Source organism: Neobacillus niacini (assembly GCF_030817695.1).
GTDB lineage: Bacteria > Bacillota > Bacilli > Bacillales > Cytobacillaceae > Neobacillus > Neobacillus niacini_F.
The window spans coordinates 3061902-3074004 of the sequence record NZ_JAUSZQ010000002.1 but is presented as its reverse complement, the minus strand read 5'-3'; the positions used below and the strand labels follow the sequence as shown (position 1 = coordinate 3074004).

Genomic DNA, 12103 nt, shown 5'->3' with positions numbered 1-12103 from the left:
CTATTAAGCTCTCTACTTAGAGGGCTTTTTTCTATGGTAATAGTCCTTCTTTAGTGACTGAATTTTTAAAAAAGGTTTTTCATAATGCAGATATTTCTCTTTCTTTGAATAATCGTAATCAAGCGTTTGATGTTTTTCTATGAGCTCGAGTAATTGTAAACGATAAACTAGAATCAGTGGAAAACCATTGATAAATTAGTAATCTATAAAATCTATCTCAGTTTATATATTTGTAAGTGATTAAGTACGAATGTCGACACCCACAAATGCAAGTGGTTGATTTTTATCATCTTCCATCGACGTAGCAAATCAAATATGAACTCGAAGAGACGGGTGCTAATGTCTTTGCCAAATGCATGATTGTATTGTTTAGTGCACCACTCAATAAAACGATCCCTGCATTTTTTAACGCCCAAGGAAGCGATCGGCTCTCGAATTTAAATGGCTGCCTGCATTCCCATGATCTTAATATCCGTCAATCTATTTAAGGTCTTCATAGATTATGGATCCGATGTACAACAAAGAGGATGACTTGTCTTATAAGCCTCTTAACTCCCAGAAAATATGGTTATTGGCTAAACTCCTCTTTTTTAAAAAAACAAAAAGGCCTGTATAAGGACATAGGTTAACACACTCATTTCGTTGAGTACGTTACACTAGTTACACTGGCCTATATGGCTGTTATCGACTTTTAAGATTAATTCTTACTATCATACATTTGATTTTTTGGGCATGGTTAGCCTAGGATTACATAAAGGAACTTGACCAGTTTTACTGCATAGCAGCAACGATACATCCTATCGTGTGATAGAAATGACAATAAAAGATTAAAAGAAATGAATATACTTAAATTATATACAATACCTGACCTTAAGGTTAATGGTAATATACGGTATAAGGGATGAATATAATCTTAATTACGAGCTTATCCTACGTATTATATATCAAACAATAATTAAATTCGTGGTTCTTCATTTTCATCATATAAGGTTTCAAAATGAGTTAGTAAGGTATGAAATAATCTCTTTTCAAATTCTTCATTTACTGTCTAGCTGCTTACAAGAAGGCTTACTTTATCAATTAAAGCTTCTTTATCTATATTTCTATCAATCATATACTCCACCTCCTTATAAAATTTGGGATATTCTTCCTTAATAATCTTAGAGAGATCTTTAAACACTACGTTTTTACTTCTCTTATCAAGGTCATCTCTGAATTTCGGGATTATGTTCTTTTTATTGTCGCCTTTCAAAACCCTTCACCTTCTTAGTTGTTAATTAGAGTTAGCAACTCTATAAAATGAGATTAATTGAAAGCGAGGGAGGTGTCGAATTGTTCAGGGGGTCGATTGTATTTTGTTATTTATGAAGGAACATTGACAATCACAGGAGGCTTTACTGAAATAGGCATATGATGCATGATGTAAAAAATACCACAATATATTTTTTCCTTTATAATATATATAGCAGTGAAGGTCTTCACTGTGGGATTTAGGCGGTATCCACCCGAATCACTCTTCCACAGGGATCATCGGGTGGATATTTTTGTGACTTTTTAACTTCTATTTACTGATGTATGGTGAAATATTTAGAAAATGCAAGATGAAAAGTCATAGGGCATATGGGTGCGTTTATGTCCTATTATGAATATCGGAATTGTTGGGTTCCAATTATTTTAAGATTAGATAAAAATGTTAATTATTCATATTTGATGTTAATTTATTTACTAAAGAGGTTTTGGAAGATCTCTTTTATTTTGTATTCATACTGTTTTGAATGGAAAATGTGGATAGAGACAATCTGTTTTGATACTATAAAATTAACAAATATTTACACATAAGAGGAGTTGGGAACGTGAATAAATGGTGGATGATTCGAGCTGGAGATGATAACGAGCTTATTCCTATTTGGATAGATAAGAGGATTGCTTCTATTGGATGGGAGCGTTTTGGTAACCCTAAGAATTATCATACAAAATCTGAATTTCTAAAGGTGGTCCAACAAAAATTTAGTGAAAGTAAACCTCAGTCAATTAATAGTTGGGTAAGCCAAGTTTGGCGTTTTAGTCATGAGATTGAAAGTGGAGATAAGGTTATTACATATTCAAAGGAGAAAAGAGAGTATTTAGTTGGTACTGTCTCATCAACACATAAATTTGATAAATTAATCGGGCACCCAGATTACCCTAATATAATTGGTGTCGATTGGTATGAAATGAGTATAGAAAGAGATAAACTTTCTCAATCTGCGAAAAATAGTTTAGGTTCCACACTTACTGTTTTTCGTGTGGATGATTGGGGGAGTGAGTTGGAAAAGTTATTGCATAATCCTCAAGCTGTTACAGTTGAAGATGAGGAAGAAGTACAAAATGAAATTGTTGAGGATTTAATCGATAAGGCAAAAGTATTAATTATAGATAAAGTTGATAAGTTAGACCCTTGGGAGATGCAAGAACTTGTTGGAGGTTTACTTGTTGCTATGGGCTATAACGTACAAGTAAGTCCGAAGGGCCCGGATGGCGGAGTAGATATTCTAGCATACAAAGATGCTTTTGGTTTCGAGAAACCAATTATTAAAGTCCAAGTTAAACACCGTAAAAGTTCAGCAACAGCACCAGAAGTTCAACAACTATTGGGTGCTAATCCAATGGATGCAAATGCTTTGTTTGTTTCAACTGGTGGTTACACATCTCATGCGGAAGCAGTTGCAAAGCATAATTCTGTAAGATTAGTGGATTTAGAAGAACTTGTAGAGTTAATAAATCATTGGTATGAAAAAATGCCAAATGATGCTAGGTCATTATTGCCATTGAAAAAAATGTATGTTCCGGAGTAGATATAATTTGGAGAATGGAGTAGCTCTTTGAAAATACTGAATACAATAATTCCTGGTGAAAATCATTAATAAAGATAAGATCTTGTTATACAGTATATTAAAAATGATACATATGAGTTGACAGTTGAATTCAAAAGTAAAGGAGTTGGAGCCTGTGCATGAGTTAGAGTCTTTAAAAAGTATATTCAAAGATAGGATTTTTAAAATTCCTGTTTATCAGAGGGGATATGCCTGGACGCATAAGCAGTTAAGGGATTTCTGGGAGGATGTTGTTAACCTGCCGATAGAAAAGTTTCATTACACAGGTTTGCTTTCTCTAAAGGAAGTTAATAAGGAAAGTTCGAAAGAGTGGCATGAAGAACGTTGGTTAATAGAAGATAGAGGCTTCAAACCATTTCATATTGTTGACGGTCAACAACGCCTAACCACGTTTGTTATTCTAATTCAGGAAATTGTTAATCTCTTTAAATCTATACAACCTGATAAAAAAGATGAAGATATCTATATTGGTACATTTAGTCTAAAAACAAATCAAAGAGGAGTACCTTGTTTTTCAGAAGCCGCCTCAGTTTATAATTAATACATATAAATTCGGATATGAGACAGACAACCCAAGTTTCAAATATTTAAGGCATCGAATCTTAGGTGAGAAGGATGGGGGAAGTATACAGGAAACATTTTATACTCTCAATTTAGAAAATGCGAGGCGTTTCTTCGAAGAAAATTTATTAAATTATTATCAAGAGTATGGTATTGATGAAATAGAGAAAATGTTTAAGAAAGTTACACAAAACCTTATGTTTAATCTTCATGAGATTCACGATGATTTTGATGTGTTCGTTGCATTTGAGACAATGAATAATCGGGGCAAGAAGCTATCTAATTTAGAATTATTAAAGAATCGTCTCATTTATCTCACAACCCTTTATGATGATGGAGAACTTAAAGCAGATGATCAAAAGGTGTTAAGGGAGAAAATAAATGATGCATGGAAAGAAGTGTTTTATCAATTAGGGAGGAATAAACAAAAGCCCCTTTCTGATGACGACTTTCTTACCGCCCATTGGATTATGTATTTTCAATACACTCGACAAAAAGGAGACGATTATATGTTTCTTACTTGATGAAAAATTCACACCAAATAATGTCTATAACAAGGTTGATGTCAAGGAAACCTCCCTCGTACAAGTGGAGGAACAAAGAGATATTCCTCAAGATGGAGATGATGATGCTGATGAAGAACAACTTCCTAATATTAAGCAAAAATCAAAACTATCTCCAAAAGAAATAGAGGAATATGTTGGGAACCTTAAATCAACAGCTGAGCATTGGTACAATACATTTAATCCTTTTGGTGATAATCAGTTAACGGCTAAAGAAAGATTATGGATCGATCGGCTTAACCGGATAGGGATAGCCTATTTTAGACCACTCGTTACAGTTTCATTTATTTCCAAAGGTGTGGATACTACAGACAGGATACTCTTATTTAAGGAAATAGAAAGATTTATATTTATTGCATTTCGTTTAGGTCGCGCTTTTACAACTTTTAGAAACAATGAATTTTATAAAACCGCGAGACAATTACGCAATGGTGAAATCACAATAAATCAAATTTGTAGCCTTTTACGCCAGCGTTTAGAGAATTGGTTAAAACCAGAAACTGGTTTTGATTACCAGCCATTTAAAACATATATCCAACGTCTTTACAAAAATGGACATGGTTTCTATGAATGGAATGGTCTCCGCTATTTTCTGTACGAATACGAGGCAGAAAAGGTACACCAATTTGGTAACCAAAAAATCGATTGGCAGTATTTCACGAAAAGTGAGAAGGACAAAGTATCAGTTGAACATATCTATCCGCAAACAGCAAACAATGATTATTGGATTGAGAAGTTCAAGACTTCACTGAGGAAGAAAAAACAATACTTACGGGTAGTTTAGGAAATCTCTTACCACTTTCAAGTATGATTACCTCAAGCTTACAAAATGATAGCTTTCTAGATAAAAAAACAGCAAAACTAAACGCTCAAGGCCAAAAAGTACGACGGGGCTATTCTGACGGTTCCCATAGTGAAATTGAAGTTTCTGCCTACGATGAATGAATGCGGATACAATCCTCAAACGTGGATTAAAGTTACTCTCATTTATGGAAAGACGCTGGAACATTAAATTCCCAGACGAAGAAAGCAAAGTAGACTTATTATTTTTAGGTTTTTTTGAAAGATAAGGATGACGCTACTGATTAGTATGTTCCATATGTAGTACAATCGATAATAATCGAGGTACTGTCCCGAAAATTTGTAAACAGTAGGTCCGTCCCTATGTTCTTAAACTCATAAAATTGACGTAAATGATTTGAGAAATTATAACTTTAATGAATTCTTTATTAAACGTGCTAAATCATTAATAGGATTGATCAGTGAATCAATGTCGAAACCTATTTTTATTATAAACGGAGAAGATATAATCACAGGTTTTGGGGGACTGTTGGATTTATGAATTTCTAGGCTTGTTGATAAAGCATTGTCGCACTGGAGGCACGCTCTGATTTTATAGTTTGGCATTACTGAATGGAGAGGATGGCACCTTTTAAAGTATTAAGACTACTCACTCTACCAATTATCGGCAATCTTCTAGGCGTCACTGTGGCCATACTTTTTATTACTTTTTGTTGCTTAAACATTTATAATTGTAGGTAATATTAGCTATTTTGATGAATCAGTAAATAGGATGAATAGGAGATTTGAGCGAAAAAGTAAAATCAGCTAGCTATTACAAAGCGATAAGCACCTTAAAAATTGCTTATATTATCTCAATCTACACAAATGAAAAGTAGATTAGAAAAAAATTTATTAAATGAGGTATTTATTATGATTAACTTCCAAGACAAAGTAAGCTTCATATGGTCAATCGCAGAGATTTTACGTGGACCATATAAACCAGAAGACTACGGTAAAATCGTTTTACCATTAGCAGTATTACGTCGTTTTGACTGCGTATTAGAGAGCACAAAAGAGGAAGTATTAGCAAAGGCAGAACAGTTTGCTGAGATGAAAGAAGATGCTCGTGAGCCGATTTTAAATCGTGTTTCAAAACAAAACTTTCATAACACAAGTAAATATGACTTCAACAAGCTATTAACAGATTCTGATAACATTGCTGATAACTTACGTGACTATATAAATGGTTTCTCAAAAGTGGCTCGTGATATTATGGATCACTTTGACTTTGACCGCCAAATTGATAAGCTCGATCAAAATAACTTGTTGTACTTAACGATTAAACGTTTTAGTGAAATCGATTTACATCCAGAAACAGTGTCAAACGTTGAGATGGGCTATGTATTTGAGGAATTAATCCGTCGTTTCAATGAAAATGCAGAAGCAGGGGATCACTATACGCCACGTGAAGTAATTCGCCTTATGACGCATTTATTATTCTTACATGACGATGCAAGCATTTTAACAAAGCCAGGTTTAACACAAACATTGTATGACTGTGCAGCTGGTACAGGTGGTATGGGTTCTGTAGCACAAGAGTATTTACTAAGTCAAAACCCAACAGCACACTTAGAGTTCTTCGGCCAAGAAATTAACCCTGAATCATATGCAATTTGTAAGGCTGACTTACTCATTAAAGGTGAAGATGCACGTAACATTCGTTTAGGGAACACGTTGTCAAACGACCAATTTCCACGTGATAAATTCGATTACTTAATTTCAAATCCGCCATATGGTGTGGACTGGAAATCGTATGAGAAGCCAATTAAAGAAGAACATGAGAAACGAGGTTATGACGGTCGCTTTGGTCCAGGAACACCAAGAACGAGTGATGGACAGTTACTATTCTTAATGCACTTACTGTCAAAAATGAAGCCAATTAATGCAGAAAATCCTCAAGGCTCTCGTTTAGCAATCATTATGAATGGTTCGCCATTATTTACAGGTGATGCAGGCTCTGGTGAAAGCGAAATTCGTAAGTATGTGCTCGAAAATGACTTAGTAGAAGGCATTGTGGCTCTGCCAAACGACCTATTCTACAACACAGGTATTGCAACGTACATTTGGATTTTAACTAACAATAAAGCACCTCTTCATAAAGGGAAAGTTCGTTTAGTAAATGCTGTAGATTTCTCGAAAAAAATGAAAAAGTCGATGGGTAGCAAGCGTAACGAAATTACAGAAGAACAAATTAATGAGATTGTTCGTTTATACGGTGATGCACAGCCAAACGAGTACGTGAAGATTTTTGATTATGAAGACTTCGGCTATGCAAAAATTACGGTTGAACGTCCATTACGCTTAAACTTCCAAGTAAATGAAGAACGCCTTGCACGTGTCGTAGAGGAAAAAGGTTTTGCGAACTTAGCAACTTCGAAGAAAAAAGGCGATGCAGGTCACTTTGAAATTGAAGAAGGTAAGAAGCAGCAAACGCAAATTTTGTATGTATTACGCACAATACAAAGCGAAAAAGTATATAAAAATCGTGATGAGTTTACGAAAGTAGTAAAAGATGCATTGAAAGAAGCGGGCATCTCGATTGGTGCACCTGTTTTAAAAGCAATTTTAGCAGGTCTATCTGAAAAAGATGAAACAGCTGATGTATGTATGAAAAATAAAACAGACATCGAACCTGATACAGATTTACGTGATACTGAAAATGTACCGTTAAAAGAAAACATTCATGACTACTTTACTCGTGAAGTATTACCACATGTACCAGATGCATGGATTGATGAATCAAAAACAAAAATCGGTTACGAAATTCCATTCACTCGCCAGTTTTACAAATACACAACATTACGCAGCTCAGCAGAAATTATGGACGAGATTCGTGAATTAGAAGCGGAAGTTGTGGAGCAATTTAAGAAGGTGATTGGATGAAGAAATACAAGGAATATAAGGCTAGTGAAATAGAATGGTTAGGAGATATTCCTGCTGATTGGGACATTAAAAAAATAAAATGGATGACTTCAATTAAAAGGGGGGCATCACCACGTCCAATTGATGATCCTAAGTATTTTGATGAAGATGGGGAATATGCATGGGTTCGAATTGCAGATGTTTCAAGTGCTGGAATGTATTTAGAGCAAACAACTCAGAAAATGTCTGACTTAGGAGCTTCGTTAAGTGTAAAAAGAGAACCAGGAGACATTTTCGTTAGTATTGCTGGTACGGTAGGTAAACCTTGTATTACAAATATAAAATGTTGTATTCACGATGGTTTTGTTTATTTTCCTGATTATAAAGGTGAGAAAAAATATCTTTATTACATCTTTGAATCGGGTGCACCATATAAAGGGCTAGGTAAAATGGGTACTCAGCTTAACCTTAATACTGAAACGATAGGGTCAATAAAAATTCCAAATATCTCATTATCCCTTCAAAGAAAAATTGTATTTTTTTTGGATAAAAAGGTTAAAGAGATTGATACCTTATTAAATTTAAAACTAAAAGAAATTGAGATATTAGAACAACAACGCCAATCTATCATCACAGAAGCTATTACAAAAGGTTTAAATCCGAATGTGAAAATGAAAGATTCAGGTGTTGAGTGGATTGGTGAGATTCCTGAGCATTGGAATTTAAGTAAAGTTAAATTTGAGGTGTTTATTAATAAGAACACTTTAAATGATAATATTGCCCCTTTTACCGAGATTGAATATATTGACATTGGCAGCGTAAATTCTAAAGGTGAAATTTTAAATAAAGAAAAATACAGATTTGAAGACGCTCCTAGCCGTGCAAGAAGAGTTGTAAATAATGGAGATACATTAATTTCTACTGTAAGAACATATTTAAAAGCAATTACTACGGTTGAATTTCAACAAGAGAATTTAATAGCTTCTACAGGATTTGCTGTTTTAACACCAAAAGAAAAAATTAGGTCTAAATATCTTGGGTATATATTCAAATCTTCAGTTTACGTTGATGAAATTGTTAGTCGATCAACAGGAGTTAGTTATCCAGCGATAAACGCATCTGAAATAGGGAATTTAGAATTGATTTTCCCACCAATTGAAGAGCAAAATAGGATTATTCAATTTCTTGATAGAGATTTAAATAAAATGGATAATACGATAAGTTTAATTAATGATCAAATTAATAAACTAAAAGAATACCGCCAGGCACTAATATACGAAGCTGTAACTGGTAAGATCGATGTAAGTGATATGGAACCTGATTTAAGTGAGGTGAGTTGTGATGGCAGTGGATACTTCAGAGAAAGGCTTTGAAACGAACATTGAAATAGCATTAATTGGAAATGGTTATAAAAAGCGTGTGTTAGACGGAGAGGCAAGTGCTTCTTTCAAGGAACATAGCATTGACTTTGAAGAGCTATTTGCTTTTTTAGAGGATACGCAGGATAAACGTATGCGTACGTTAGAGAAATCGTATGGCCCTTCCTATAAAGAGGAAGTTTTAAAACGTATTAAAGACCAGTTACATCGTCAAGGATTGGTCGAATGTTTACGTAAAGGTATTAAAGACCGTGGTGTGACATTACAACTTGCATTTAATAAGCCACCTACGGATATGAATAAAACATTAAATGAGCAGTATAGGAAAAACCGCTTCAACGTTGCTCGCCAAGTGTATTACAGTGATAAGCATAATAATAGCTTAGATATGGTATTATTTTTAAACGGTTTGCCACTGGTTGTGATGGAGCTGAAAAATCCATTAACAAATCAAACAGTAGAAGACGCGATGAAGCAGTTAAAGAATGACCGTGATCCACGTGAGCAACTGTTTAAATTCAATGAACGTGTAGCAGTTTACTTTGCGGTTGATCCAGATGAAGTATTTATGACAACAAAGCTTGATAAAGGTAAAACATACTTCCTACCATTTAACAAAGGCAATAATGGTGGGAAAGGTAATCCGTTAACTTACGGTGACAATTATCGTACGCATTATTTATGGGAAGAAATTTTAGCCCCAGATAGCTTGCTCGACATTTTATACCGCTTCATCTTTATTAAGAAGGACGACATTAAAGATTCAAACGGTGAAACGATAGGTGAGCGTCAAATGCTCATTTTCCCCCGTTTCCATCAGCTTGATGTTGTACGTAAGTTAGAAGCAGCTGTTGCACAAAAGCTTGTCGGTCATAATTATTTAATTCAGCACTCTGCGGGATCGGGCAAGACGAACTCGATTTCGTGGCTTGCACACCGTTTAGCGAAGCTACATAACGAGGACAATGAATCAATTTTTAGTAGTGTAATCGTTATTACCGATCGCCGAGTGTTAGATAAGCAATTGCAAGATGCGGTGTATCAGCTGGAGCATAAAGCAGGGATGGTTGAGCCAATTGATAAAGATTCAGAGCAATTAGCACGTGCAATTAATAATGAGACACGTATTATTATTACAACGCTTCAAAAGTTCCCGTTCATCTTAGAAAAAGTAACGGGCTTTGAGCGTAAAAAGTATGCGGTCATTATTGATGAGGCGCACTCATCCCAAGGTGGTAAAGCTTCAACTGCATTAACGAATGTGTTATCGGATAAAACGTTAGAAGCAGCCTATGAGGAAGACCGTATTGCGGAAGAAAACTTAGAAGATGTTGACGAAAAAATTGTTGAAGTAATCATGAAAAGTGGTAAGCAAGATAACGTATCTTTCTTTGCGTTTACGGCGACACCAAAGCCGAAGACATTAGAAAAATTCGGTACAGTTGGTGTAGATGGTAAGCCAGTAGCATTCCATCAGTACACAATGCGACAAGCTATTGAAGAAGGTTTTATTTTAGATGTACTTGAAAACTATACGACCTATAAAACGTTCTGGAAAATTGCAAAGACAGTAGACGATGATCCAGAGGTATCACAAAAACAAGCAACGAAAAAGCTAGCACAATACGTGTCATTGCATCCACATAGTATTGCACAAAAAACAGAAATTATTATTGAGCACTATCGTAATTTTGTACAGCGCAAAATTGGTGGTCGCGCAAAGGCAATGGTTGTAACAGCGAGTCGTTTACATGCAGTACGTTATAAAATGGCTTTCGATAAGTATATTAAAGAAATGGGCTACAATGATTTAAAAACAGTAGTTGCTTTCTCAGGTACTGTGAGAGATGGTGAAATTAATTATACTGAACCAGATATGAATCAGTTCTCTGAAAAAGAGTTACCTGAAAAATTCAACTCTGACGAATACAAAGTGCTAATTGTTGCGGAGAAATATCAAACTGGATTTGATGAACCACTGTTGCACACAATGTATGTAGACAAACCATTAAGCGGTATTAAGGCGGTGCAAACACTATCTCGTTTAAATCGTACATGCCCTGGTAAAGACGATACATTCGTTTTGGATTTTGTAAATGATCCAGAAGACATAAAAACGTCTTTTCAGCCTTATTATGAATCGACAAGTCTTTCAGAAATTTCTGATCCGAATATCCTTTATGATATGCAGGCCGAGTTAGAGCAATATCAAGTATTTACTGAAGAAGAAGTGCAAAAGGTAAATGAGCTTGAAGTAATGGGTGGTGTGAAGAAGTCTACGAAGGCCCAAGCCGAGTTAAATGCGGTTCTCGATAAAGGTGTGGAGCGATTTAAAAAGCTTTCGGGAGAAGAACAATTTGCATTTAAACAAGTGGCTACAAAATTTACACGTACGTATGGCTTTATACTACAAGTTGTAACATTTATCGATTTAGATCTACACAAGCAATATATTTACCTCACATATTTGTTACGTAAATTGCCACGAGGTCGAGGTGATAAGGACGTTTACTTGGCGGATGATGTAGCACTTGAATACTACCGCAATCAAAAAGTATTTGAAGGTAGCATTGAGCTTGAGAAAACGGGCGGTGTAGAACTTGATCCACAGAAACATGGAGCTGGTGGTGCACCTGAAGACGAAAAGGTACGATTATCGAGTATTTTAGATAAGTTAAATGAGCGTTTTGGCACGCAATTCACAGAAACGGATTTGCTTTCTCGTGAGCAAGTGAAAGAAGATATGTTAAATGATGATGACATTCGCCAAAAAGCTAAAAACAACACAAAAGAAAATTTCAAATTCGCCTTTGAAAAATCATTTATGGACTTCGTTATTGACAGAATGAGTAGCAATCAAGAGTTCTTTATGAAGATACTGGAGAATAATGAATTTAAAACCGTTATTATGGAAGATATGATGAATGAGGTTTATAGTGTAGTTAATGGGTAAGTGTTTGTAAGGAGACATTCAATTGTCTCCTTATTTTAAGACTAATTGAAGGAAATAATACATATTTTT

Annotated in this window: 9 protein-coding genes; 8 read left to right on the top strand and 1 reads right to left on the bottom strand. The window is 35.0% G+C overall.

Going from position 1 to position 12103, the window contains the following annotated elements:
• Positions 1–356: 356 nt before the first annotated feature.
• A complete protein-coding gene (locus QFZ28_RS15690; protein ID WP_307195501.1) occupies positions 357–488 on the top strand; it encodes a hypothetical protein in 132 nt (43 codons plus the stop codon).
• A 560-nt stretch (positions 489–1048) separates the two neighbouring features.
• Here the strand turns inward: QFZ28_RS15690 and QFZ28_RS15685 are convergent.
• On the bottom strand, positions 1049–1252 hold the full coding sequence (locus QFZ28_RS15685; protein ID WP_307195500.1) for a hypothetical protein: 204 nt from the start codon (positions 1250–1252) through the stop codon (positions 1049–1051).
• 601 nt (positions 1253–1853) lie between these two features.
• Between QFZ28_RS15685 and QFZ28_RS15680 the strand changes: the two genes are divergently transcribed.
• The 7 genes from QFZ28_RS15680 to QFZ28_RS15650 all read left to right on the top strand — a co-directional run bounded on the left by QFZ28_RS15680 (position 1854) and on the right by QFZ28_RS15650 (position 12034).
• Positions 1854–2834 (top strand): restriction endonuclease, encoded by a 981-nt coding sequence (locus tag QFZ28_RS15680; protein WP_307195499.1) that lies wholly within the window; start codon positions 1854–1856, stop codon positions 2832–2834.
• A 154-nt stretch (positions 2835–2988) separates the two neighbouring features.
• Positions 2989–3414 carry a DUF262 domain-containing protein gene (locus QFZ28_RS15675; protein WP_307195498.1) on the top strand — a complete coding sequence of 142 codons (426 nt, stop codon included), beginning with the start codon at positions 2989–2991 and terminating at the stop codon, positions 3412–3414.
• Positions 3365–3958 (top strand): GmrSD restriction endonuclease domain-containing protein, encoded by a 594-nt coding sequence (locus QFZ28_RS15670; RefSeq protein ID WP_307197043.1) that lies wholly within the window; start codon positions 3365–3367, stop codon positions 3956–3958. Before QFZ28_RS15675 ends, QFZ28_RS15670 begins: the two co-directional genes overlap by 50 nt.
• Positions 3876–4781, top strand: coding sequence for a hypothetical protein (locus QFZ28_RS15665; RefSeq protein ID WP_307195497.1), 906 nt, complete (start codon positions 3876–3878; stop codon positions 4779–4781). Before QFZ28_RS15670 ends, QFZ28_RS15665 begins: the two co-directional genes overlap by 83 nt.
• 929 nt (positions 4782–5710) lie before the next feature.
• Positions 5711–7723, top strand: coding sequence for a type I restriction-modification system subunit M (locus QFZ28_RS15660; RefSeq protein ID WP_307195496.1), 2013 nt, complete (start codon positions 5711–5713; stop codon positions 7721–7723).
• Complete coding sequence (locus tag QFZ28_RS15655) at positions 7720–9075, top strand: restriction endonuclease subunit S (RefSeq protein ID WP_307195495.1); 1356 nt, start codon at positions 7720–7722, stop codon at positions 9073–9075. Before QFZ28_RS15660 ends, QFZ28_RS15655 begins: the two co-directional genes overlap by 4 nt.
• Positions 9044–12034, top strand: coding sequence for a type I restriction endonuclease subunit R (locus QFZ28_RS15650; RefSeq protein ID WP_307195494.1), 2991 nt, complete (start codon positions 9044–9046; stop codon positions 12032–12034). Before QFZ28_RS15655 ends, QFZ28_RS15650 begins: the two co-directional genes overlap by 32 nt.
• Positions 12035–12103: the final 69 nt, after the last annotated feature.